The organism is Anaerobiospirillum sp. NML120449, from assembly GCF_023051105.1.
GTDB lineage: Bacteria > Pseudomonadota > Gammaproteobacteria > Enterobacterales > Succinivibrionaceae > Anaerobiospirillum.
This window is the reverse complement of the sequence record NZ_JALKIL010000007.1, coordinates 113,285-139,849: the sequence shown is the minus strand read 5'-3', so window position 1 is coordinate 139,849 and position 26,565 is coordinate 113,285. Positions and strand designations below refer to the sequence as shown.

14 protein-coding genes and 2 pseudogenes are annotated in these 26,565 nt (G+C 51.9%); 12 read left to right on the top strand and 4 right to left on the bottom strand.

Annotated elements, in window-relative coordinates; all coding sequences use genetic code 11:
* Positions 1–580: 580 nt before the first annotated feature.
* Positions 581–1,066, top strand: a complete 486-nt coding sequence (gene greA / locus MXE41_RS03735; RefSeq protein WP_246976606.1) for a transcription elongation factor GreA — start codon at positions 581–583, stop codon at positions 1,064–1,066.
* 250 nt (positions 1,067–1,316) lie between these two features.
* On the opposite strand, the gene yhbY is transcribed toward greA, so the two are convergent.
* Positions 1,317–1,607, bottom strand: a complete 291-nt coding sequence (gene yhbY, locus MXE41_RS03730; RefSeq protein WP_246976609.1) for a ribosome assembly RNA-binding protein YhbY — start codon at positions 1,605–1,607, stop codon at positions 1,317–1,319.
* 890 nt (positions 1,608–2,497) lie between these two features.
* Here yhbY and rlmE point away from each other — a divergent pair.
* The 9 genes and pseudogenes from rlmE to MXE41_RS03685 all read left to right on the top strand — a co-directional run bounded on the left by rlmE (position 2,498) and on the right by MXE41_RS03685 (position 18,031).
* Positions 2,498–3,169, top strand: coding sequence for a 23S rRNA (uridine(2552)-2'-O)-methyltransferase RlmE (gene rlmE, locus MXE41_RS03725; RefSeq protein ID WP_247099416.1), 672 nt, complete (start codon positions 2,498–2,500; stop codon positions 3,167–3,169).
* Between the two features lie 539 nt (positions 3,170–3,708).
* Positions 3,709–5,736 (top strand): annotated as a pseudogene (gene ftsH, locus MXE41_RS03720) (ATP-dependent zinc metalloprotease FtsH); the annotation flags it as partial.
* A gap of 600 nt (positions 5,737–6,336) precedes the next feature.
* The gene (locus tag MXE41_RS03715; RefSeq protein WP_247099414.1) at positions 6,337–7,194 is read left to right on the top strand and encodes a dihydropteroate synthase; all 858 of its coding nucleotides are present in this window, start codon (positions 6,337–6,339) and stop codon (positions 7,192–7,194) included.
* A gap of 646 nt (positions 7,195–7,840) precedes the next feature.
* On the top strand, positions 7,841–9,181 hold the full coding sequence (glmM, locus tag MXE41_RS03710; protein WP_246976844.1) for a phosphoglucosamine mutase: 1,341 nt from the start codon (positions 7,841–7,843) through the stop codon (positions 9,179–9,181).
* A 380-nt stretch (positions 9,182–9,561) separates the two neighbouring features.
* Positions 9,562–9,855 (top strand): annotated as a pseudogene (gene secG / locus MXE41_RS03705) (preprotein translocase subunit SecG); the annotation flags it as partial.
* 1,088 nt (positions 9,856–10,943) lie between these two features.
* On the top strand, positions 10,944–12,893 hold the full coding sequence (locus MXE41_RS03700; RefSeq protein ID WP_247099413.1) for a UbiA family prenyltransferase: 1,950 nt from the start codon (positions 10,944–10,946) through the stop codon (positions 12,891–12,893).
* A gap of 14 nt (positions 12,894–12,907) precedes the next feature.
* Positions 12,908–14,302 (top strand): FAD-binding oxidoreductase, encoded by a 1,395-nt coding sequence (locus MXE41_RS03695; RefSeq protein ID WP_247099412.1) that lies wholly within the window; start codon positions 12,908–12,910, stop codon positions 14,300–14,302.
* 16 nt (positions 14,303–14,318) lie between these two features.
* On the top strand, positions 14,319–15,371 hold the full coding sequence (locus MXE41_RS03690) for an SDR family oxidoreductase (protein ID WP_247099411.1): 1,053 nt from the start codon (positions 14,319–14,321) through the stop codon (positions 15,369–15,371).
* Between the two features lie 392 nt (positions 15,372–15,763).
* Positions 15,764–18,031 (top strand): hypothetical protein, encoded by a 2,268-nt coding sequence (locus MXE41_RS03685; protein ID WP_247099410.1) that lies wholly within the window; start codon positions 15,764–15,766, stop codon positions 18,029–18,031.
* 1,151 nt (positions 18,032–19,182) lie between these two features.
* Here MXE41_RS03685 and MXE41_RS03680 read toward each other — a convergent pair.
* The 3 genes from MXE41_RS03680 to zapA all read right to left on the bottom strand — a co-directional run bounded on the left by MXE41_RS03680 (position 19,183) and on the right by zapA (position 20,703).
* The gene (locus MXE41_RS03680; RefSeq protein WP_247099409.1) at positions 19,183–19,785 is read right to left on the bottom strand and encodes a 5-formyltetrahydrofolate cyclo-ligase; all 603 of its coding nucleotides are present in this window, start codon (positions 19,783–19,785) and stop codon (positions 19,183–19,185) included.
* A gap of 277 nt (positions 19,786–20,062) precedes the next feature.
* The gene (locus tag MXE41_RS13060; protein ID WP_281503535.1) at positions 20,063–20,197 is read right to left on the bottom strand and encodes a hypothetical protein; all 135 of its coding nucleotides are present in this window, start codon (positions 20,195–20,197) and stop codon (positions 20,063–20,065) included.
* 209 nt (positions 20,198–20,406) lie between these two features.
* Positions 20,407–20,703, bottom strand: coding sequence for a cell division protein ZapA (zapA, locus tag MXE41_RS03675; protein WP_246976624.1), 297 nt, complete (start codon positions 20,701–20,703; stop codon positions 20,407–20,409).
* A 1,517-nt stretch (positions 20,704–22,220) separates the two neighbouring features.
* Here zapA and rluB point away from each other — a divergent pair.
* The gene (gene rluB, locus MXE41_RS03670) at positions 22,221–23,624 is read left to right on the top strand and encodes a 23S rRNA pseudouridine(2605) synthase RluB (RefSeq protein ID WP_247099408.1); all 1,404 of its coding nucleotides are present in this window, start codon (positions 22,221–22,223) and stop codon (positions 23,622–23,624) included.
* Positions 23,625–24,274: 650 nt separating this feature from the next.
* The gene (locus tag MXE41_RS03665) at positions 24,275–26,110 is read left to right on the top strand and encodes a transporter associated domain-containing protein (RefSeq protein WP_247099407.1); all 1,836 of its coding nucleotides are present in this window, start codon (positions 24,275–24,277) and stop codon (positions 26,108–26,110) included.
* The last annotated feature ends 455 nt before the right edge of the window (positions 26,111–26,565 follow it).

Sequence of the window (26,565 nt, the reverse complement as noted above, 5' to 3'; positions counted from 1 at the left end):
AAGAGAGTTAGGCGAGTTCATGTCCCAGCTCAGCCATGAGCGCATGCGTGATTGCTTCTGTTGTGACATTTTAGATGACCTTAAGGATGAAGTTTGATGAAAATCACACTAGCTTAATACGCCGTACTTATGGTGGGCACTGTGCCCGGGTTATGACCTTATGAGATAAAATGGCATATTTTAGCCATTTTTGCAGACAGTTAGGGGCATAACTTTAAGTGGCTCAGTACGGGCCATGCTATAATCATGAAGTTCCGCAGCATAACCCCGGGACGGGCTTCGGAATATCAGGTCCCTGAATTTCTTACACGCCTGCTGCTGTGCAATAGGCGTTTTTTGTTGTTATAAACCGCAGCTTATGGGTTTTCTCCAGAGCTTGCTCAGCTGCCGGCTGCAGCTGTCCTCATACAGAGCTGAGTGCACTTAATCTGTCCAAGACAGAGGCAAGTTCAGTTCAGCGGTCATCAGGACGGCCTCAGATGCGGCGCCACGGGCAGGGAGAGATGATTGCCAGCAATAAGCAGGCAAGGCCATCAGAGCCTCCTCAGTTGAGCTGGGCGGTTAAATTTTTGAGGTTAACATGGAACAGACACCAATGACTGCACGTGGCGAGCAGCTCTTACGCGATGAACTGGAGCGTCTTAAGACTCAGGAGCGTCCACGTATCACAGCTGCCATTGCTGAAGCACGCAGCCACGGTGATTTAAGTGAAAACGCCGAGTATGATGCTGCCAAGGAAGAGCAGGGTCTGTGCGAAGCCCGCATCAAGGATATTGAGTCCAAGCTGGCTACTGCCAACATTATCGACGTTACCAAGCTGGCCCACGGCGGTCCTTTAAAGGTTGTCTTTGGCTGCACAGTAACCCTCATTGACGTTGATACTGATGAGGAAATCACCTACAAGATCGTAGGCGAGGATGAGGCTGATATCGAGAACAATCTCATGTCCTACAAGACTCCTATTGCCAAGGGTCTGCTGGGCAAGGTTGAGGGCGACGAAGTTGCCATCAAGATTCCTAAGGGCACCGTAACCTACGAGGTTGCCGAGGTTAAGTACATCGCCTGATGCCCAGGTAATACCCCGCATCCCAGTACTTTACAGAGGTGAAACTGCTGCCACTGTTACATGGCAGTGCCAGTGGTGCCCAGGCAGCTTTCTGTGACCTGGCAGTGCCAGGTGGCCGGGGCAACTTTCTGGAACCTGCCTTTGGGGCAATAAAAAAAGCTTAGTCATGCTCATGACTAAGCTTTTTTTGATCCCGGGCCGGCACGCCTTGCATGGCCTGGGATCGGGCAATGATTCATTATGCCGGATATCAGCGTGGCAGAATGAAACGGCTGTCATCCTTGCGCTGTCTGAACAGGATAGCGACACGGCCAACTACATTGATAAGCTGGGCGCCTACTGCATCAGCTGCCTGCTGAGCCTGTTCCTTGCGGCCATCGCCGGCGTTTAACTTGATCTTGATCAGTTCATGATGCTCAATGGAGCTGTCAATTTCCTTAATCACGTTCTCAGAAAGGCCGTCGTTACCGAGCATGACTACTGGATTCAAGGCATGAGCCTCAGCCTTTAAGAACTGACGCTGCTTTGCATTTAATGCCATATTTTCTAGATTCCTGGTTAATTTGTCAGGCCAAACCTGAACACAAACGCATATTGTAGCAAAATCACAGCCTGTACGGCAGCTGCCTGCTCCTCAAATTTGCCCTGAATTTCGATGAATACACAGGCATTCTCCGTGCTTTTGCCAGTCATATTCCCGTCGGGTACTGTTCACCTGATGGCATCGGTCCAGTAATAGATTTAAGCGTCCCGGTCAGCAGCCTGAGAAGGCGCATAAGAGTGACTCAGTGCGCCATGGCCTTATGACAGAGGCTGCCAGCAGTCCATACATTCAGGCCCGCAGGCAGGCCTGCCGGCCTGTCGGTCTGCCAGCCTGCCGGGCCTGCACACTTGCTGGCAGTGCTGTCCGTGCAGGCTATGGTGCCTTACATGGGATGATGCTCAAGGGCCGGGGATGGTGGCACTTGATTATTGGGCGGGTGGGCAGGGAGAATCTGAATATTTGCCGGTATAAGTGATTATTGGCTGTAAAAGTAAAATTTGCTCAAAACCGGCGTTTTTTGAGCAAAATTGGCGCAATTGCCAAACAATTTGCCGGAAAATCTTTATCAGAGATGTTTTTAAACTGATGTTTATGCTTAAAATTAAAGTGCAGTTTGCATAGGGTAATGTGATTATTGCCCCGAAATTGCTGCTGTATTTTTACATACTGACAGTTTACTGAAATTCACATGCAGGGTCCGGGATTAACACCCGGAATAAAGCACAGCTTAATGTGCGGCTGTTTTGCTCAAGTTTATCTGCAGTGAGCGCCCTCCACTGTGCAAAATACAGATCGCATATGTATAATTGAACACTTTATTAAGTGTTATTGATGGCAGTATGGCTGCCTCACTGTTTCAGCTGGGAAGCTGATTGGGGAAATGGCTGATGCCGGTTCGTAAAAGAAGCGCCAGTTCTACTCGCTGGCTCAAAGAACATTTTGATGATCCCTATGTAAAAGAGGCCCACAAGCGCGGCCTGCGCTCCCGTGCAACTTTCAAGCTCGAGGAGCTCCAGAAAAAGGATCGTTTAATCAAGTATGGCAATATCGTAGTTGATCTCGGCGCCGCACCTGGCGGCTGGTCTGAGTTTGCCATCAAATGCGTAGGCGAAAGCGGCCGTATTGTGGCCTGCGATATTCTGCCTATGAGACCAATTCGCAATGTTGACTTTTTACAGGGCGACTTTCGCGATAATGAAGTTTTCAAAACTCTCTATGGCATGATTGGCGAGGGTGCCGACGTGGTCCTTTCTGACATGGCTCCTAATATGTCAGGCAACAAGGCCATTGACCAGCCACGCTCGATGCTGCTGACCGAGCTGGCCCTTGATATGGCCCGCCGCGTACTCAAGCCAGGCGGCAGTTTTGTCGTCAAGGTCTTTACCGGCTCAGGCTCTCAGGAATTCCTGGCTGAACTTAAAAAGGACTTCACCACAGTAAGAGTGCGCAAGCCAGATGCTTCACGCGATCGCTCTTCAGAGGTCTATATGGTGGCCACCGGCTTTAAGGGCCATGAGCTCTCTGGCGTCGCCCCTGAGTTTGATGACGCAGACCTCTAAGTGAGCCGTTGCCTGGCGGCAGGCGCCGGCTGCGAGGGCGGTCAGCGCAGCCTGGGCATCCCTGGCAGTTCTGCCACGCAGCGCGGCATGAGCAGGCCGCCCCAGTGCGCCGCCCAGCGCAGCAGTGCGCTGCAAGGCCCGCTGAGGTCATGTTCAGCTAAGTCTGCACAAAGGCAGACATAATATACTCACTGTTTTGCAGGGAAAACGTTTTACATGCGCCTGCAGGCCACAGGGCCTGACCCCTGACCGTTATCTGCAGACTCTGTGATGTCACTGCACGATACGGAAGTTTATCCACAGACCTGTTCGTAAGCAGCCGTTAAGAGCTGCAACCTGTTTGCTAAGTTACAGTAACAGAGTCTGACAACTGTATTTGGTTGATAAGGAATATGGCAGCCGCTGCTGACAGTCAGCGCGGAGCCGTAAATCACTGGTGTATTAGCCAGGGGCATAAGGACTGCCGGTCATGGCCGCCTTGCTGGGGCACATGATAGACAGATGCCTGTAGCCTGTTAATACACAACAACGAGGATGGAATGGCAAAGAACTTAATACTATGGCTGGTAATAGCGATCATTCTGATGTCGCTGTTTGAGTCTTTCAACAGCTCGGAGAACAATGGTCGCAGCATTGACTACACCAGCTTTGTCTCATCTGTACAGAATGACCAGGTGCAGGAAGTGGTCTTTGACGGTGCCGTCATTAATGGCCTCAAGCGCAACGGTGAGCAGTTCACCACCGTTATGCCTATCCATGACAGTGCTCTGCTGGATACTCTGTTAAATCACAATGTCCGTACCTCCGGCACCCGTCCTGAGGAGCCAAGCCTCCTGACATCCATCTTCATCTCATGGATGCCTATGATTATCCTCATTGGCGTGTGGATCTTCTTCATGCGTCAGATGCAGGGCGGTTCCAAGGGCAATCCTTTATCTTTTGGCAAGAGCAAGGCCAAGCTGCTTTCTGAAAGCCAGGTAAAGACCACCTTTGCTGATGTCGCCGGCTGCGATGAAGCCAAGGAAGACGTGGTTGAGATGGTGGACTTCCTGCGTGATCCTTCCAAGTATCAGAAGCTCGGTGGCCGTATTCCACGTGGCGTGCTGATGGTAGGTCCTCCAGGTACTGGTAAGACCCTTCTGGCCCGTGCCATTGCCGGCGAAGCCAAGGTTCCTTTCTTCTCCATCTCAGGTTCTGACTTTGTTGAAATGTTCGTAGGTGTGGGCGCCTCACGTGTACGTGACATGTTTGCCCAGGCCAAGAAGAACGCTCCATGTATCGTATTTATCGACGAAATTGACGCCGTAGGCCGTAAGAGAGGCGTAGGCGTAGGTGGCGGTCACGACGAACGTGAGCAGACCCTTAACCAGCTGCTCGTTGAAATGGACGGCTTTGAAGGCTTTGAGGCTGTGATTGTTATCGCCGCCACCAACCGTCCTGACGTTCTGGACCCAGCTCTGCTCCGTCCGGGCCGTTTTGACCGTCAGGTAACCGTAGGTCTGCCTGATGTTCGGGGCCGTGAGCAGATCCTCAAGGTTCACATGAAAAAGGTTCCTCTGGCTGAAGATGTCGATGCCGCTCTTCTGGCCCGTGGTACTCCTGGTTTCTCCGGTGCTGAGCTGGCCAATCTGGTAAATGAAGCCGCTCTGGCTGCAGCACGCAGCAATCTGCGTACTGTAGGCATGATTCAGTTTGAGCAGGCCAAGGACAAGCTCTTAATGGGCGCTGAGCGCCGCAGCCTCATCATGAATGATCATGAAAAGGCCAATACCGCCTATCACGAGGCCGGTCACGCCATTGTAGGCAAGCTCGTACCTGACCATGACCCTGTTTACAAGGTTTCCATTATTCCTCGTGGTCGTGCTCTGGGTGTGACCTCATACCTGCCTGAGCAGGATCGCTACAGCCAGTCACGTCAGTATCTGCTCTCCCGCATTTCTGCCCTGTTTGCAGGACGTATTGCCGAAGAGCTGGCTTTTGGTGAGGATGCCGTAACTACCGGTGCCTCCAACGATATCGAAAGAGCTACTGACATTGCCCGTCGCATGATCACCCGCTGGGGCTTCTCCAAGCGTCTGCCTCCAATGCAGTTTGATCAGGACCAGGATCAGTCTCAGTACCTGGGCGGCGGTCATGTTTCCACCATGCCGGTTTCTGACAAGACCACTCTCATCATTGATGAGGAGGTATCTAAAATCATCAATTTCTGCTATGACAGAGCCAAAACCATGCTTACTGAGAATCGCGATATTCTAGAGGCCATGAAGGACGCTCTGCTCAAGTATGAGACTATTGATGCCGACCAGATCGACGATCTCATGAACCGTCGTGAGTGCCGTCCACCAGCAGCCGATGACGAAACCCGTAAGAAGGGCCGTGGTCGTGGCAGCAAGTCTGGCAGCAAGTCAGACAAGGGCGATGAGTCCGGCTCTGACAGCTCCGGAAAGGCTGACAGCAAAGAGACCGACAAGGTTGACAGCAAGGAAGGCGATAAGTCCGAAGCAGACAGAAAGTCTGATGCTGAGAGTAAGGCTGATACTGAGGCTACTGCCCCAGAGGATGCAGACAGCAAGTCTGAGGACAAGGCTGAAGCAAAGGGCGATACTCAGGTTGAGGCCAATGCTGATAACAAGGCTGAGGCTAAGGTCGAAGAAGAGAGTTCAGCTCCAAAGCGTGGCTGGCCATTTAACACTCCAAGTGGCAACAAGTCAGACAAGGACGATAAGTAGTTTGTCCACAGCGTCCTGTCATTTACAGGAGCGCTGATTAACACAAGACCCGGAAGGCATGTGCTTTCCGGGTCTTTGCATATGCGGGGCATATAATTCACGGCGCTGCCGGCGCATGCTGTCCGGGCTGGCATTTAAGGCTGACCTGAATGGACGGCTGTAGTATGTGCACTGTATTGGATACTTTGCTATGTCGCAATGCTTTTTGTGGGCAAATAGTGGGCAAAAGGCACCTGTCTGGAGCATAAAGTTTGAGCATTGTCTCAAGTGCACCAATGTATTTGCGTCATAATGCTCTTTATACAATATGATTAACTTGTACCTCTGTCTGCTCTGCAGGCCGGGTCAGGGTAACTGAACAGGCCGGTGCTGCTCAGCAATGATGCAGCTGCGGAAGTGTCAGGCAAACAGATATCAGCTCAAGCGGAGATCGTTTTTATGCAGTTACAACTTAAAGACACCAGTATTACACTGCGCAGCTCCATGATTATGGGCATTATTGACATAAGTCATAAAAACCCTCTGTCTCTTGATGAGATTGTCGAAATCGCCGATGAGTACAAGGACTCTGGTGCTGCTTTCATCGAGTTAAGCGTAGACAAGTACACTGAGCACGACTGTTCAGAGTTTGAGGAGACTGATATCCTCTGTGGTGCCCTTGAAGCCCTCAAGGACTGTGAGCTTATTGTCGGCGTTTATACCAGTCGTCCAGAGGTGATGAGAAAGGCTGCCGACTGCGGTGCACAGTTTGTAGTCGACCCTGATGCCCTGCGTCAGCCGGGCGCCATTGAAGTCATTGCTCAGACCGGTATGGCTGCAGGTCTGCTTTACGATCAGAAATGCTGCTTTAGTGAAAATGACGACGATGTTGACCCATGTGCCGTAGTCTCTGAGTTCTTCTACGAGCGCCTTGATGCCTGCATGAATGCTCATATTGACCGTCAGAAGATCTTTATTGACCCTATGATTGGTATCAACACTTCAGTTGATTACCGCCTCAAGCTTTTCGGCCGCCTCAAGACTTTCAACAGCTTTGGCCTGCCGCTGAGCTGCTCTCTGCCACGCATGGTTACTGACGATGGTTATGCCAATGAGCAGAGTATGTCCATTGTTACTGCTGTGGCTCTCTTTGCCGAGCAGCAGGGCATGCGCATTATCCGCACCCACAAGGTCTACGATATTGCCCTTGCCATCAACAGCTGGCACGCTCTTCATCAAAGTGCCCGCCCATTCAAGCTGACCCGCGCCATAGGTGAAAAACTCAAGAACCTGGCAAATCGCCGTCGCCAGCAGTAGTCTGCTGCTGCCCGACTCTCCTGCAGCTTCAGCGCAGGCCGTCGCCAGCAGTAGTTTGCTGCTGCCTGACTCTCCTGCAGCTTCAGCGCAGGCCGTCGCCAGCAGTAGTTTGCTGCTGCCCGACTCTCCTGCAGCTTCAGCCCGGGCCGTCGCCTGCTGCTGCCACAGGCAGCAGACACGCTGAGAATGCATGGCCGGTCAGAGCTCCTGGGGGCGGTAATCGCATGCTGTGCCATGGGTGTGCACTGCGTGCCCTTTGCATGATTTTGTTTTGCATAACAATGCCCGTAAAGAGCCACTCTTTGCGGGTTTTATTTTTTGGAAGTGTCAAAGGGATTTGCAGTGCGTGCAAGTGGTGTACAATCTTGGGTGCCTGAATTTTGCCCATGAGTGCCTGTAAGGCTGCCCCAGTGCAGCCGGCGCCGTACACGCCTTGCTTAGGCTGTGGGGTAATATTCACTTAACAGCACGATGCCGTGCCGCATTATGGTTTTGTCTAAACCAGACCCGGTCTGAAGCTGGTAACGGGGCTGAAATCTTATCTGCCATATGGGCTTGCAATGAGGTCCTTTCGGCAGCAATACGGAAAACAGACAGGGCGGGTTAGCCTGAAACGCAGAGCAGAGGACGCACGATGACGACATCTATCAAGCGCAAGTATTTCGGAACCGACGGTGTTAGAGGCCGTGTTGGTCAGTTTCCTATCACTCCTGACTTTGTGATGAAGCTGGGCATGGCTGCAGGCAAGGTACTGTTAAAGAATGATCAGGGCCGTGTCATTATTGGTAAGGATACCCGTCTGTCCGGTTATATGCTTGAGGCGGCTCTGGAGGCCGGTTTCAGTGCCTCAGGTGTCTCCACCGTGCTGCTGGGACCTATGCCTACCCCGGCTGTCTCCTATCTGACCAGAGCTTTCCGTGCCGACCTGGGCGTGGTTATTTCTGCCTCCCATAACCCTTTTTATGACAATGGCATCAAGTTTTTCTCAAGCGAGGGCACCAAGCTGCCTGATGAGGTAGAGTCTGCCATTGAAGAGGCCCTTGAACATGAGGTACAGATGGCTGAGCCTGCCTCTTTTGGCCGTGCTTACCGCCAGAATGATGCCCCGGGCCGTTATGTGGAGTTCTGCAAGTCCACCTTCGATACTCACATGAATCTCGATGGCCTGAACATAGTGCTCGACTGTGCCAATGGCGCTACCTACCATGTGGCCCCGCTGGTATTCAGGGAGCTGGGCGCCAACGTTCACTGCATCGGTATCTCACCTGACGGCATCAATATCAATGATGGCGTAGGATCCACTCACATTGGCCACCTTGCCGAAAAGGTCCTGGCTCAGAAAGCTGACCTTGGTATTGCATTTGACGGTGATGGTGACCGCGTGATGATGGTCGACCGTCATGGTCGTATTCTCGATGGTGACGCTCTGCTGTACATCATTGCCCGCGAGCGTGCTATCCGTGGACGCATGATGGGCGGCGTAGTTGGTACTCAGATGTCCAACCTGGGCTTTGAGCTGGCCTTAAAGCGTCATGGCATCGACTTTACCCGTACTGCCGTAGGCGACCGTTATGTGATGGAAGAGCTGATCAAGCGCTCATGGCGCCTTGGTGGTGAGAACAGCGGTCATATTATCTGTCTTGATTACACCTCCACCGGTGACGGCATCATCTCAGCTCTGCAGGTACTCAAGGCCTGTATCCGTCAGGGCCGTACCCTTGATGAGATGTGTGATGATCTGGTCATGTTCCCTCAGGAGCTTATCAACATCCGTCTCAGCACCTCTTTTGATGCTCTTAATGATGACAAGGTCAAGGCCGAAGTACGTGCCGTTGAGGAAGTGCTCAAGGACAAGGGCCGTGTACTGCTGCGCAAGAGCGGCACCGAGCCTCTTATCCGCGTCATGGTTGAAGGCGAGGACAGCACCGAGGTCCACAACATGGCCGTACGTATCGCCGACTGCATCCGCGCCCAGACCGAGTCCTGATTCGGCCGAACTGCAGTGGCCGGGTGGCCACCGCAGCCAGTGCAAAGACAAAACCCCGCAAGTTGCGGGGTTTTGTCTTTGCTGGGAAACCAGTTGAGCCAGGGGCCACTGCAGGGACTGAGCCATTAGCGACTGTGACTTGGCTCTGGCAGGGGCTCTGGCCTTGCAGGTGCAGCCTGTGGACAGGCTGCATGGCGGCGCTGCATTCATTGCCGGGGCTTGAGGTACCTGTGATGGAGGGGCCGGGCTGCCGGACCGGCTGGCGGGGCCGTAAAAGCTGATAAATTTAAGGGCGAATCTTATTAGGTCTTGATAAAGTCAGCCGTGACGGGTATGATCCCACAGCTAAAATTGTCCATTTTGTGATTAATGGTTTTGCTATGTACGAAATTGTCATTGTATTACTCCTTTTAGTTTCTATTGCCATTGTTGCCCTGATTCTGGTGCAGCAGGGCAAGGGCGCAGGCATGGGCGCCTCTTTCGGTGCTGGTGCTGCCAATACCGTATTCGGCTCTGCCGGCTCAGGCAACTTCCTGACCCGCTCCACATGGATTCTGGCCCTTATTTTCTTTGGCCTGTGCCTTTTCATCGGCTGGTTACAGAAGCAGAACACCAACGAGGCCGGTGACTTTACCAATATTGAAGCCGCAGCCACTGAGACTGTAGAGCAGTCCCCAGAAGACGTTCCTTCTCTGGGAGATGTTCCAACCCTGGGCACCTCTGACAGTGATGTTCCAGCTGTTGACGGTGCTGAGCAGGCCGGTGCCGACGCTGACAGTGCAGCTGTTGCTGATGAAGCCGCTGCCGCTGAGGGCGAGGCTGCTGACCAGGGCGACAAGGCTGCAGCTGAGGGTGACAAGAAAGACGCTGCCGCTACTGAGGAAGTAAAGGACGCAGCTGAGGCCGCCAATGAAGAGGCTGCCGAGACCGACGCTGAAGTCAAGGAAGCTGTAGAGAGCTCCAACAACAAGTAATCCGACCACCACGGTATCGGTGATCCGGCTGACAGTACGTAGCTAACAGCCAGTGCCGGATGCCAGAACCAGAGGTCACACCAGTCGCAGTCATAATCTGAACTGCGATGAAAAAAAGGGAGTCCCGCATGCGGGTCTCCCTTTTTTCATCCTGTCAGAGGTGAGCCTCACTGCCGCCCGCCTCAGACAAGGAGCTGTCACTATCAATTTAGAGGCATGAGGCACCGCCTTTCCTGCAGACAGGTCGGTTCGGCCTGTAAGTTGCCGGCCACCGGCCGTGCCACCTGTCAGGGGCCTGGGGCGGTCATCAGGCTACTGTCTGTTTTACAAGTCAATACAGCCCAGCTTGCAGGCCCAATAGCATACGGACATGCAACCCTTCTGGCGGCTAAGGGGCTACCTTGCAGCATACTCCCCCATGCTCGCATGGCACTATTTTGCCTAAGATAACCATCAATATGTTGTCATCAAGGAAGCCTGCGGCGCTGCTAAGCACATTACTACCGACTGTGGCCGCTTATGTGGGACTGACAACATGACTACAATGCCTGGTCAGGCAGTGGCTGTTATGGAGCAGCTGCCGGTCAGTTAATGTTGCAAAACACGATATATCTGGTATATTTTGTGGGTAGTTATCAGGGGCATAGATGCCTATTCATCTCTTGTTCAGGGTACTGAGCACCAGGCTCGTTCCTTTGCAAGGACTTTCCCAATACAGTTCATGCCTGAAGACAGACAGAAGGACTATGCACCATTCCTGAAGTCCGCTCCTGGGCCAGCAATTTCCAATGACGAATCCAGAATCACAATATCGAACCTGCCATGAGGACTGCAGCAGCGAAATCTGCCCTTCCAGTACTCCCGCTTCAGCCTCTGAAAACAGCAAGGAATTCGATAAATATGCGGTTTTAGGCGGGGGGGGTAAACGCCCTCCACACCTGAAAAACAGCTGCCTTCTATGTGATTTTGACGGCACTGTCACTACACGTGACTCTTTCTTTCCTTTCATTCTGACCCTCTTTCTGGTCAGTCCTTCCTGGGTCATAGCCCTTAAGTCTTTAGCTCTTCTGAGCATGGGCTTTCTGCGTCTGAAGGATGCAGCTTCATGCAAGGCAAGACTGCTTGCTCTCTATCTTGAGGGCCTTTCTTCAGTTCAGATAGAGCAGCGCTCCTCTTTATTTCTGGCCCTCATCTTCAACAGAATGCTCAGCAGCATCAGCTCGGCAGAGTCTGAGTATGCAGCTGAACTGCAGAGCCGTCCTGAGGTATCCCGGGCACTGGCAGCCATCAAAGCCAGGTGCTTTGAGTATCACAGGCACCACCTTTCTCTCATTCCCAAAGACATCTCATTTAAGGATTCAGAGAGCTTTGTGCGCACTCATGTCGTGCTGCGCATGCTCATGCCTGAATTTCGCCCATTCTTTCTGTACAAGGCAGCAAAAGCCTCAGCTGCCGGCAGCATCAGCGCCATTGTCTCCGCCTCCCCTGATATCTATCTTGCCCCCATAGCAAAGGCCATGGGAATGGAGCTTATCTGTACCACCTGCAGGTTTGACGGCGGGTATTTTGCCGGGTACTTCTCAAGCGAAAACTGTAATGGCCGTGTCAAGAAAGCCATGATAATAGCCCGCTGGCCTGAGCTCAAACCGGCTGACCATGTGTCTGCAGATAAGGCAGCACCTGAAAGTAATGCTGATACTGATGATGACGAAGCTGACTCTGTTTCAGCCTGCCGCTGTGCGCCTGAACATGGCAGTACTGCCTGCACGGTCAGCGTCTACGGTAACAGCAGGGCAGATTACGCCATGCTGGAGCTGGCTTCATCTCATGCTCACGCCCATCTAAACGACTTTGTAAAGCATGGTATTTCCTCATCCATAAGCTCATGGATCTCGCTGCTGCGGGTACACCAGTATCTGAAAAACACCTTTGTCTTCATTCCTCTGTTCTTTGCAGGTCAGTTCTTCGATTCCGAAGCGCTTGTCGATACTGTCTGGGTTTTTGCCGCCTTCTGTCTGTGCGCCAGTCTGATTTATGTACTCAATGACCTTAAGGATGCAGCCAGAGATCGCCTGCACAGCCATAAGCGCTACAGAGCAATAGCATCTGGACGTGTGTCCAGGAGCGCAGCTCTGGTCGGAGCACTGGTGCTGGCGGCCGGAGCTGCAGCCATCAGCATGATGCTCAATCAGCTTACGGCTTTGCTTTGCCTTTGCTATGTAGCGTTAAACCTGGTGTACATCTACAAGGCCAAAAACATTGCTCTCATCGACATCATCTTTGTAGCTCTGGGCTTTAATCTGCGCGTCTTTGCCGGAGCTGCCGCCATAGAGATTCAGGTCAGTGAGTGGCTGGTTCTTATGGTGTTCCTGCTGTCCATGTTTCTGGTTACCGGCAAGCGCTGGGATGATCTGGGACGACCTGACAGTACCAGGCTAAGAGCCTCAATGTACGGCTATAACAAAGAGTTTGCTCTTTCCACCCTTACCTTCCTTTCAGCAGTTAATACAGTCTGCTACATCCTTTACTCCATGGATGGAGATGTGACGGCCAGAATAGGCAGCGAGTACCTGTATATCACGGCCCTGTGGGTGGTCATGGGCAATCTGCGCTACCTGCAGAACATCTTTGTATTCAGAAAGTGTTTTTCCCCGACAAAGGCGCTTACTGGTGATCCAGTACTGCTCAGCTGCGTTTTGATCTGGGGTCTGCACATGACTGTGCTCATTTACTTTTAGTCAGGGAGATCATCATGCTTATCAGCGGATGGGGCCGTTTTCCAGTAATCAACACCAGGGTGCATACGCCAGACTCAATAGAAAGTGCAGCCAGTGTGATAAGCCAGACAGGAGCACTTTCATTCAGAGGCAATGGACGGGGCTATGGTGACTGCTCTTTGAACAATTCAGCCATGGTAAGTGCCCTGGGTCTGAATCTGTTTGAATGCTTTGATGAGGACAGTGGTGTGCTTGTCGCCGGAGCAGGTGTGCTGCTCAGCGACATTGTTGATTCGTTCATGCCCCGGGGCTGGTTCTTGAGCGTCTCTCCGGGAACATGCTTTGTCTCTCTGGGCGGCGCTGTGGCCTGTGATGTTCATGGCAAGGATCACCATGTCAGCGGCAGTTTTATCAACAGCGTCGAGTTCATTGATGTTATTACCCCTGACCATGGATTGCTCAGAGCCAGCCCTGATGAACATGCAGATCTGTTCTACGCCACCTTCGGAGGCATGGGCCTTACGGGCATGATTGTCCGAGTCGCTATCAGGCTCAAAAGAATCTATGGCACTTCAGTAAACCAGGTAACTACAAGATGCGCCAACCTCAAAGAGGTAATGGAGTGCTTTGAGCATGGTCCGTCATGGACTTATTCAGTTGCCTGGATTGACTGTCTGCAGCGATCGCAGCGTCACCTGGGACGCTCTTTGTTCATGGGAGGTGAGTTTGCTGATGAGGGGCGTGAGACTGGAGCTGGTCTGAGCTTTTCCAGGAAAAAGAAGCTGTCTGTGCCTTTTGATTTCCCTGGTTTTGCTCTGAACAGCATGAGCGTAAGGATGTTCAACAGCCTGTACTTCAACAGGATTACCTCAAGACAGAAGCGGGCTCTGGTTTCATGGGAGTCATTTTTCTATCCGCTTGATGCCATTGAAAACTGGAACCGTATTTACGGAGCACGAGGCTTTACCCAGTATCAGTTCGTTATTCCCAAAGAAGATGCTGAGTACCGGCTCAGTGCCATCCTGAAGACTATTGCCTCAAGCGGGCAGGGTTCATTCCTGACCGTGCTCAAGCTTTTCGGGGGCAGTAACAATCCCGGAGCATCCAGGGCAGCTCATGACAGTAAAGTACACTGGGATGATTATGAGCAGAGAAATGGCGGCATGCTCTCCTTTCCTCAGGAGGGCTATACACTGGCTCTTGATTTTGCCATAAGGCCAGATCTCTTTGCTCTGCTTGAAGAGCTGGACCAGATGGTTGAGCAGTGCGGAGGACGCCTGTATCTGGCCAAGGACAGCCGAATGTCAGAGCGCACTTTCCAGTCAATGTATTCAGGCCATGTCGAGCATTTCCTGAAAGTAAAGAAGCGCTATGACCATGCCGGACGTATCAACACTCTCCAGTCTCAGCGACTGGGCCTCGCCATCTGATTCAACAGGACCAGCCATGTCGGATATCAATAAGGAAAACCAGCAACTCAAGCACAAGGCAGCAAGTGCCACAGTCACATCTGAAAGCACTGCTGACAGTACAGGCAACTTCATGTCCGGTAAGCCTGCAGACAGGGCAACAGAGACCAATGTCACTCCATCGAGCGCGGCTCAGAGCGCCTCTGCAGCGGCTGCCTCTGACTTACCAGAGCAGAGTGGAGCCCAGGCCACAATCCAGACCTCAGCTGAGAGCATACACCAGGCATCAGTCTCAGACACTGCAGGCATGGCTGTGCCATCGTCGGTTCCGGCAAGGACAATGGTTGTAATGGGCGCCGGCTCTGATATTGCCCGTGCCGTAATCCGTGAGTTTGCATCAGACGGATGGAGCTTTCATCTGCTGGCACGCAATCAGGACAGTCTGGACCGTATCAGTGCTGATACAGCGGTGCGCTACGGAGTTCGTATCACATCCTCCACATACGACGCTGCATGGGACATTGAGCGTCAGACGGCAGTATGGAAAGAGGCAATGGACACTGTGGCGACAGGTGGAGGCCATATTGAAGCGCTGTTCTGTGCCGTGGGTTTGCTGGGAAATCAGAAAGAGGATGAAAAGAACCCTTATGCCGAGCTTGAGGTGATCAGGACAAACTTCACCGGCCTGTTGCCGGTGCTGAGCTCGGCAGCGCTGTACTTTGAAGAGCGCAGACAGGGAAAGCTCATTGTCATCAGTTCGGTTGCCGGTCTTCGTGGCCGTGCTTCAAATTACATATACGGTTCAGCCAAAGCAGGTATTAATGCCTGGCTGTCAGGAGCAAGAGCCAGACTGGCGGCCTCAGGTGTACAGGTGCTTACTGTCATGCCGGGCTTTGTCAGGACAAAGATGACAGCAGGACTTCCTTTGCCGGGCAAATTGTGCGCAACACCTGAGCAGGTGGCCAGGGATATCAAGAAAGCCAGTGATAAGGGCAGCAATGTCATCTACAGCCTCTGGTTCTGGAGGTTCATCATGGCCATCATTATTCACATTCCTGAATTTATCTTTAAGAAGCTGCGCAATCTGTAGCAGCCGAGTGCGCATGTCGGCCATGCGCCCGGCATGTACATGTACAAAAGGCTCAGGTACAGGGCGGAGGCCATACGCCGCCTTGACCATGGGCAGAACGGATGCTCATGCGCCATCATGCGCTGATATGGGGGCTCAAGAGCCTGTAAGGAGCAGACATGGACTGCATACCATGCATCCTTTCAGAAACAGGCTGGGGCACAGCTGCACAGCTCAGGGCAATTATAAATACGACTAAATGGGGCATAGTGATCGTGACGGGCAGACAGCCATAAGCCATGCGGCTGGTCGCCATGAGAACATGGTCTTATCAGCCCCCGGGATGATCTGACATGACAGCACAAATCTGGTCGAAAATGACTCTCTCCAGATTGTTATTTATAGGACTGCTTGTGGTCCTTATGGTTGAAGGTCTGTGCTTCAACCACCTTTACTGGCGCTTCCATATGGGTGATTATGAACAGCTCAATGTTCCTCTTCCTGTACACGAGAAGCTCAACCGCCCGGCACATGTGATCACAAAGGACGGAGCAGCTCTGTCCATCAATGAGATAAACCGTCCGGTAATGACAGCGGCTGTTACCCTGGCTGGAGCCGATGAACGCTGTGAGCTGCGCTGGCTCATCAAAGATGACTCATCTCAGCATGCTCCGGTCCCGGCCAATACTGTATTTGCTGTACCTGCATCTGAGCGTGTCTATAACTCTCTGGTAGTGAGTAATGGCAATGCCCATTCCCTTACTCTGACTCTGGTAAACAGCAAGTCAGGTGCAGCAGCCGTTACCTCTCTGGTAATCAATCAGCCACCGGCATACAACTTCAGTGTACTGCGCTTTGCAGGCATGCTGGCAATAGTGTGGCTGGCCACAGTAATTCTCAGGCTCAGACTGTACCGCATGACCATGCGTACCCTGACCCGCCGCCAGTTCGCTGCAGGAACTGCCTTTTCAGCAGCCATATGCCTTACAGGGGCCATGGGTATCTTCCACCTGACCAGTCCTCACAATGTGTCTCCTCACCTGCTGTACAGCTTTAATGAGGGCAATATCTTCCTGCAGATGGGTAATAAGGACCAGTCGCTGCTGCTGGACTTTCCAGAAACAAAGGATGAGCTTAAGTTTCACGACAATTACACCAGGACCTTGGATGCCATGTTCAAAGGTCAGCTGCACATTGATGCAGACATAGATCCTAAGCTTCTGGCCATGGACAATCCATATGATATCGGTGCAAGAGCTGCAGCCGGTGCCAAGGCAATCTGGGACTACAGCTACTACGAGGGCAAGTACTATTCCTACTATGGCTATACCCCGGTTTTTGCCATCTACCTGCCGATATATGCGGTGACTGGCAAGGTACCAACCCAGGCTCTGGCAAGTTTTATTGCTCTGTCCATGCTGATAGCATCAGCATTCTGGGCATACTATGCAGCACTGAGATTTTTTAATATAAATGCAAATGTATTGATATATTTTCTTGGACAGAGTGCTCTGATCTATGGCTCATGGGCATATATCAACCAGGCATTTATACAGTTCTACTCTCTGGCTGTGCTGATGTCATTAACATTTTTCAATGTTGTTGCTGCACTGTCATTCAGCCTTCCTTTTACGGACAGTACAGTAAAGAGAAGAGTTTTCCTGGGAGTGATTGCTTTATCCACTGTGCTTATTGTTCAGGCCCGTCCTCTGGACCTGCTGTATGCCATGACAGTAGCTGCACCTGTCTTATGGGGAATGGTCAGGGCAGGCAAGACTTCATCTGCAGCCCATGTTGCTTATGGCAGGAAAGAAAAAGCTGTTGATGCAGCCGTATTGCTTGTTCCTCTGGGCATTGGTGCTGTAATCACATGTATGGTTAATTACATGCGCTTTGACTCTATATTTGAGTTTGGTCAGAAGTACTGTACGGGTCTTGAAAACTTCGCTTACAACAAAATTGAACTGAACCTGGAGATTATCGTCAAATCCATATACTACAATCTGTTTGCGGCATATGACCTGACCAGGGCTTTTCCTTTCTTCAATAATCAGCCAAACACCATCATCACTGACATGGGCAACTATATGTTTGCTCATTATCCTATGGGACTTTTTTCAGCCCCTGTCTGGTATTTGCTGTTGCTGTTGCCTCTTGTCTTCACAAGGAAACTGGTATCAGGGAAGAATGGTCAGCAAGTACGGTCAGCCGGGCCAGATGCAGGTATAGCTGATAACAGTTCATACGCAAACAGCAGGTCATCTTTAAGGGCCAGAATGTTTGGCAACCCGCTATCCATGCCTGCCAGAGCATCGAATATCTACTCTATCAGTGCCGTAGGCAGCTTCAGAGTGATAAGCGTACTGTTCGTCGTTCTCTTTCTTGCTCTGAGCTATGTAGAGAATCTGGTGGCGGCATTCACCTACCGCTATACACTGGAAAATGCCATACCGCTGTCCATAGTCATATTGTGTCTGGCAGGAATGCTGGTGCACTGGAGAAAGGGTATGGATGCCTCTTCAAAGATCTTCTACTGGCTGGTGGTGCTGGCCATGTTGAAAACAGTAGCTGTTGGCTTCTTTCTGGGGGTGTCATTTCTCATGATTGAGTTCCCATACGTCAACCCGCTGGGAGTCATAGAGATGGGAGAGTTCTTCACTCCGTTCAGCACTATTTACTGATACTGACATCATGAATAAGGCCTGCCGCCCGGACGCAGGCCCGCCATGCTGCAGGTCCGTACACGTTGATAATGCATGGCATGAGGTCCGCCCAGGGGCATTGCGGTATCGGCTGCCTGAGATCAGTCGGGCAGGACATAATGAATAAGATAAGGCAGCTTCTGATTTCAGACAGCTGCCTTTTTGATCTTAGAGCCAGAAGTTTCAATCATGCCAGTCCGTGGGAGCAGGGGCATGAGTGTTTTGCCAAAGACCATGGTCGGCTTCCTTGACTGTCATCTGAACCTGAAAAAATATTGTACAAATGAGCCAAACATGGTTAAGACCATAGTGGGCCTGCCGTAATCCATCGAGGTTCATATGTTACATCCCCATGACTGGCCCCATATGCGGTATGCGTTCTGGACTGCGCTCTTGAGTGACTACAGAGCCTCAGGCATGAGCAACGCCGAGCATTGCACAAGCCACCTGGCCGGATTCATTGCAAGCTCCTATTATGCAGGTATATTCAGCCGTACTCCGTCTCACCATCAAGCCTGTCACTGACTGATAAGGCTCAGCAGATTGCTGCGCTCATGCATGGACCTGGAAGCTCTGCTGTTGTCTCCTTTGACAGCAATTTAATCTCACTCCCGGTTCTCATTGCACAATCTTGTCTAAGAAAACCATCAAGATGTTACCGTCAATGAGGCATGCTTTTAATCAGAGGTCGTCACGACGGGCGAGTCATGGGTTGAGCGTTATTCACAATTAAGAGTGGAGCAGTCCCTAATCTGGCAGCAGTTATCGGCAGCCATCTCAGCCAGGTACCGCACGATGCTGTTTATGCATACTGCAGCTTATGCTCAAGGCTGAGGCCGCCGGCTGCGTTTCATGCATACTGCTGCTTATTCTCATGGCTGAGGCTGCCTGCTGCGTTTCATGCATACTGCTGCTTATTCTCATGGCTGAGGCGGCCAGCTGTGTTTCATGCATACTGCTGCTTATTCTCAAGGCTGAGGCCGCCTGCTGCGTTTCATGCATACTGCTGCTTGTTCTCATGGCTGAGGCGGCCAGCTGTGTTTCATGCATAGTGCAGCTTATGCTCAAGGCAGAGGCTGCCTGCTACATTACATGACTGATAAGGCTCATGGATGAGGGGGCGGGCGCTGTCAATGGATAAAGCGGTAAAAGTGTGAGGGGGTAATGACCTCATCAAGGGGCATGTCCCATTCCTGACTTTCAAGGTCTTCTACGAGCTGAAAGTCATGGGCAAGGCCCAGTTTGAGGCATTGCGGCCTGATGCGCTTGAGCATGCGGTCATAGTAGCCGCCACCCATGCCAAGGCGATCGCCTTTGTTATTAAAGCCCACCAGCGGCACCAGCATGACCTCAATCTCCTCTGGCTTTACCTGACGGGCGGTCCTGCTGTCAGGCTCCAGGATTTTAAAGCTGTTACGGATAAGCTCGCTGTCGCTGTCGTAATGGTAGAACTCCATCAGACCTTTTTCCTGAGGGTGAACTACCGGCAGAGCCATGCTGTGGCCCATATCGCGCAGCATGTGATTGATTGAGACCGTGTCTATCTCGCCTGCAAAGCTCATATAAGAGGCAATGATACGAGGCTGCTGCAGAGCCGGATGGCGCAGCAGTTCTTCCTGAATCACAGCTGAACTTAGCTGTACTTCAACCTCACTGAGCTCACGGCGGTGAGCAATAATCTGAGCACGCTTGATGCGGCGCCACTCTTTGTATGCACTTACTTCATCAGACATGAATGTTTCCCTGTCTCAACTTTAATGCCTCGCAATAAGCACAGCCACCATCAGCCCGGTCCAGCTCCTCATGGGGCATGCCCGATTGGCGAGGGTAAGACTGCCTGAAGTAGCTGTTTTCAGCGCTGAGCCGCTGCAGCGTCATTATAAGTCATGGCCTGCAACGGCCCAACATGATGCGTAAAGCAGGGTATCAGGCGCCTGATGCCTGTGACGGCCTGGTGTATGCGGCACGTATCAGTCAGATCTGACATGGACAGGCAGGAGATAGCTGATATCAGGGAGTGATAGTAAGACGGGCAGCGGCTGTGAGATTGTCAGCCGGGCAGCTGTGCACCATGGTAACAGTGCTGGAACGTGGCTGTTGACCTGGTATGGCTGAGACGATACCTGTGACAGGGGCTTTGAGCATGCCTGTGAGGGAACTGTTGCTGGCTTTATCCTGGGCAGGCTGCAGAGGGCTCTGTATTTGGCGGATGAGGGCGGGCTATGTCTATGGCCGAATGTGGCGGGATGTGTCTGGCTATGGCGAGCTGTGTCTTGGGGCAAATGTGAGGGCTGTGGCGGGCTGTGTCTGGGGCGTGCAGGAGGGCAGGCGGCACTATTAGCAGTGCCGTGGGATTATGAGTCGATGTTGTTGAGGTTGCGCTTGATGCGGTGAATGAGCTGCATGGCCTGCTCCTGAAAAGGAGTGGAGGTTCCAAGGTAGCGCTGAAGCTGGCTCTGGCTTTCAATGGCTGCAATAATGGAGGCCTGCTGTGGAGTCAGGCTTGGATTGTCACGCAGGATTTTGGCAGTGATTTCCTGGATTTTGCCCACTGCACGCTGCAGAGAGTCAGCCTGACTCTTATGGCAGCGCAGAGTGAAACTCTCACCCAGAAGAGAAACCACTACTGTCTTAATCTCGTCTTTATCCATTTTGAGGCAACTTCAGAGAAATCAAAATCAATTAAAAAACAATCTGGCACACATACGTCCCGGAAGGATGTCAAGACGCTTTCCATTCCAGTAAGTTTAAGGCAGGAAGTCCTGGCTTTGCTCCACAGGCAGACTCCGGATCTTCAATTGTGCATGGACATTATCTGACAGTCATCAGGATCTTGCTTTATGCAATTACTCCACTGCCATTTTGCAGCCCTGAGGAGGGCCTCAGAGTGATGAGCTGTTACATTCTAACATTCACTGTGATTTTCTGGCCGTGGACAGCGAAAAAAGCACGTAACACAAACAAAGCACTTAACAAAAACAAGGGATGGCATATTAAGCTGTGCCTGGAGCTTAATGCTGACTGAACACCTTACTGTCTGCCTTATTGCATGGCATGTATCAGCTTTTTGTTTCAGTGCACAGGCCTGTGATGAGCACAGAGCTGCCCGGGCCTGTTCCTGATGTCCTGCACAAGACCATAATAAGGGGACATACACAGCTGTTTGTCTGATACAGACTGTCCTTATGTCAGTAACGGACGCTTATGCTATCAAACGGTGACCATTTGTGCACGTACAATTCGCTATTTTACCGATTTTTTTGGACCTGTGCCCGTAATATTCTTATGGCCTATGGCATAATTATGGGCTTATCGCTTTTTTCCTGCTGAACAAAGCCCTCCATCTGAGCAGAAGGCACACGCCACTGCTTCTGTCTTAACGCTGTGCAGCTGACACACCTGAGCCTCCAGATTCAAATCGGCCCGCTGTGCTGTTTGCACTGTTACATTGATGTACGACGCATGAGACGCTTTAAGTCCATGCATTCAGACATTATGGCGCAGACAGAAAACTCATCCTGCAGACCTTACTTTGCAGGATGCAGTTTAAATCAGATTACAGAGCTTTTTCACACCTGAAACTGCCACTCATGACCGGCATCTCCAAAAGAGATTCATTATGGTCACACCGTCAGGGACAGAATCAGGTTTGCCAGCCAGCTGTCATCAGCCAAACCTGAGCTCATCAGGTTGCTCAGTGCTGTCAGGCAATTTACCCAGGAAAGGACATCTGAGATCTGTCTACCTGGGATTTCTTTCAGATAACACCTGAGAACAGCAGAAAGTAAGGACAGCCAGAGCCACAGAGCCTGGCATCAGCCGGCAGGGAGCTGGTCTTCGTGATCACAGAGCAGGTCTGCCTGAGCAGACATTATGTCTGCATGAAAAGACAGCAGGTCTGCCTGAGCAGACATTATGTCTGCATGATCAGAGGCAGGTCTGCCTGAGCAGACAGCAGGTCTGCATGATTAGAGGCAGGTCTGCCTGAGCAGATATCATGTCTGCGTGAGCAGACAGCTTGACATTGGCATGGACTGCACAGGGCACTGCGCAGCTGCGGACAAAAGCAGCTGTTTATCAGAGCCCGGGTGCACAGCACACGCTGATGGCTTGCCAGATCCGGCATGGGCCTGAAATGAAAACAGGCCGACAGAGCGATACAGATAATTTGCAACGCACCAAGAAGGGATTCTTTAATATGCAGAAAAAGGCAGGTATGGGACGCTCAGGCAAGGGAAGCCGCAACAGTTCTTCAGAGCGCTCCTCAGCTCGTGGTGGTATGGACAGTGCCAGCAGCTGGCGTGATGCTTCATCTTCACGCAGCTCCATGAGCAGCCGCCCTGGTTCCATGGGGGGCCGTAATGGCGCTCATGGTGGTCGCTCCGGCTCAGACAGCCGCTTTGGCAAAGACAGTGAGCGTGGAAGCCGCTCCTTTGCTGAGCAAAAGACCAGAGAGCGTGCAGAAGCCGCCCGCCGCAATGAAAAAGCCCGCATCGCAGCTGCGGTAAAAGGCAGTGACAGCGAGCGTGTCAGCGGCGTCAAATTACACAAATTACTGGCCAATGCCGGTATCGGCTCCCGCCGTTCCCTTGAGTCCATGATCGAAGAGGGTCTGGTTGAGGTAAATGGCAAGGTAGTCAACCTGGGCTTTCGTACCGATGATGAAAACATCACGGTCAAGATCAACGGCCGCATTGTCTACTCTCCAAAGAGCCGCCGTCTGGAAAACCGCTGCCTCATGTACTACAAGCCTGAGGGCGAAATTTCCTCACTGTCTGATCCTCAGAACCGTCCTACCGTATTTGACCATCTGCCACGTCTTGAAATTGGCAAATGGATCAATGTAGGCCGTCTGGATCTCAATACCTCCGGTCTGCTGCTGTTCACCACTGATGGCGATCTGGCTCATGCTCTGATGCACCCGCGCTATGGTATCGAGCGTGTCTATGCCGTACGTGTTTATGGCGATGTCAGCGAAGAGCAGCTTGAGCAGCTGCGCAATGGTGTGCTGCTTGAGGATGGTATTGGCAAGTTTGATTCTATTGAGTACCGTGGCGGTGATAACCGTAACCACTGGTTCCATGTTTCCCTGCGTGAGGGCCGTAACCGTGAGGTGCGCCGTCTGTGGGAGGCTGTAGGCCTGCAGGTCAGCCGTCTTATCAGAATTTCCTATGCCGGCTTTGACCTTGATCCCCGTATGAAGTCAGGTCAGTTCCGTGAACTGACCCTGTCAGAGGTTAACAAGCTGCGCTCCAAGGCTCACCTGCCAGCTCTGTCTCCTGAGGAGTATGCAACTACCCCGTTAAAGGTATCTGCAAGCCTCAACCGTCAGCGTAAGAATGTCTCAGCCCGTCCAAAGGACAATGCCGAGGATCGCAGCCGTGAGGGTCGTGAGGACAGGAAAGGACTGTCCGGACGTACAGGCACATCCTATGGTCGCGCCGCTTTCAAGGAAAAGAAGGGCTTTAAGGTTTCCTACTCCAGGGGCTCATCAGGCAAGTCAGGAGCAGGCAAGGGCTCAGCACGCGACAGCAAGGGCCGTCGTGACAGCAAGGGCCGTGGCCGTCGCTAAGTTCTGAGGCCTGGTCAGGGCAGTGCTGCAGGCTGATACCTGCTGCCTGCCAGGTCGTCGCCAGCAGCTGCCCTGGCGGGCATGGCGGGCATGGCGGGCATGGCGGGTATGGCGGGCGCGCAGGACTGGGGAAACCAGGTTTGAGCTCATTTTAGGCTGATATTCTGATTTTTACGGGGCCCTTCCCTATGTTCAGGAAAGGGCCCTAAACATATGCGGCAAATGGCTGCATGACATGGCTGTAACAACAGGATGTTATGATGACTTTATGGCCGCAAAACAGGCGCTGTTGTTCTGTAACTGCAAATGGCTTAAGCCTCAGTTATGATACAGTCCTGATGGTAATTCATATACGGCAGCAGGGCATCTTAAGTGCCCGGTCTGTCAGGTGGCGGAGCTGCTCTGTGACAACAGGGCGATATCTGAGCTTTCAGTAATGAGGCTGACTGAGGTTCTGCCGGTTAACAATCTGCACAAGTGGAATTTGTTTTCAGTCACCGAAAACAGCATGGGGATGTCAGGCGTCAGTCTTACATGACCGCTTACAGCTGCAGTATTCATCTGCCGACTGTTGTGCTGCTTCGGGCCCTGCATAATGTCTTTTGCAGTACTGATGCCGGGCTGACTGCTTTTTTAAGGTAAAAAATATTATGGATCCTACGGCAGTGCATCAGGTCATGTTCGATATGGCCTGGGTGTCTGATCCTACCGCCTGGATGGGTCTTTTGACCCTGGTCGTCATCGAAATTGTCCTGGGCATTGATAACCTCGTCTTCATCGCCATTCTGACAGCCAAGCTGCCAGAAAAGCAAAGAGACATGGCCCGTTACATCGGTCTTGCCGGTGCGCTGGGTATTCGTCTTATCATGCTGGCCTGTATCTCGCTCATTGTGAACATGATTGAACCTCTGTTCTATATAGGTTCCAAGGGCATTACAGGACGAGACATCATTCTCTTTATTGGTGGTGTGTTCCTGCTTTACAAAGCTGTACATGAACTGCACTCCAAGCTCGAAGGCTTTGATGAAGAGCTGTCCGTATCCAAGGCTGCAGGTTCTGCCATGTATCTGGTAATTCTGCAGATCATGGTGCTCGACGCCGTCTTCTCCCTGGACTCCATTATTACCGCCGTAGGTATGGTCGACCACGTCTTCATCATGATGTTTGCCGTGATCATTGCCATGACTGTCATGACCATGGCATCACGCTTCATTACCGAATTTGTCGCGCACCATCCAACTCTGGTTATTCTCTGTCTGGGCTTCCTGCTGCTTATCGGCTTCAGCCTGATTGTTGAGTCGCTGGGCTTCCACGTTCCTAAGGGCTACCTCTACGCCGCCATCGGCTTCTCCATCCTCATGGAGATTTTCAATCAGATTGCCCGCAAGAACACCCTCAATCTTGGTGAGGGTAACAGCAAGATCTCCATGCAGAGCCGTGAGATTGCTGCCAACCTGGTATTAAGACTGCTCGGTTCCAACCAGAATCAGGTGCATACCTTAAAGGAAGCCATTGTTTCCCGTACCGGATCCCAGGTCTTTAACAATACCGAAAAGGAAATGGTATCCCGCGTTCTGCAGATCAGCTCCCTGCCGGTAAAGGCTGTAATGACTGCCCGTACTGATGTGAATGCTATCGATATTTCCGACAATATTGATACCATCATCAATGAGCTCAAGACCATGCCAAGCTCCCGCCTGGTAGCTTACAAGGACAGCCAGCGTGATGTACCGCTGGGCTATCTCAAGCGCGATGAGATCCTGGCTACCCGTCTGTTCATGGCCACCGGTGACGTGGTGCTGTCAAGCCGTCAGAGCATTACCTCTGAGGCTCAGGAGGCTGCCCGCAATATAGCTGCTGATCGTGAGCATGCCGACAGCCGCTCGCTGCTGGAAAGCAAGATTCGCGAGCCTCTGTACCTGCCGGAAACCATTTCAGTTACCAAGGCTCTTGAGGAGTTCCGCCGCTCCAAGAAAAACTTTGCTTTCGTATTTGACGAGTTTGGCAACTTCGAGGGTATTGTGACCCTTCATGACATCATGGAGGAGATTGCAGGTGAGCTGCCTGATCAGAGCGAAATCCCTGAGCTGGTATGCACAAGCCCTGGCATTTACAAGATTGATGGTGGCGCTATCCTCAAGGACGTCTCCCGCATTACCGGCTTTAATGTTCCTATTTCAGAGAACTATCACACCATGGCCGGCTTCATTCTTGATTATCTCCAGCGTGTACCTGAGGCAGGTGAGGTTATCTCTCTTACCAAGTGGAAGCTGGAAATACTCAAGGTTGATGAAAATGCCATTGAGAGCGTCATGCTGGTAAACATAGCCAAAGCACGGGAAAATGAGAAAAACCGCGCAGCCGCTCAAGGTGCAGCAGCCACAGGCGCAGCTGCCCAAGGCACTGGCACCTCCGCCACTGGCACCGCCCACACTGGTGATGCCCAGGCTGCAGCCAAAGCACAGCAGAGCGCTACCGGCAAGTAGCAAAGGCGTTCCTCATTTCATCTGACATCAAGCCCTGCAGCTCTGAGGCAAAGCCCTGGAGCTGTCAGTGCTTAAGGCTGTTGTAATCAGCCTGGTAAAGCCCGGATTTATCCGGGCTTTGCTGTTTCTGGGCTAAATTGATTAAATCTGATCTCCTTACTGTATTTTTATACATTAAATATTATCAATGCATTCAATCCGTACATGAGCATTAACAGTTTGGTTGTCTCCAGGGACTTTGTGATTAGTCTGTCAGGTAAGGGAAAGGCAAGAAAATGCATCAGAGGCAGGGCGACAGGCAGCATGGGGTTGTGCACATAGGCATGGATTTGGAGGCTGGGACCGTGCGTATGACGTCTTACCAATGCCTTTGATTGGCGTTTATGGGTTGATGGGGTTAATGGGGATGGGGTTGATGGGTTGATGAGGTTGGTGGTGGTGATGGGGCAGGAGGT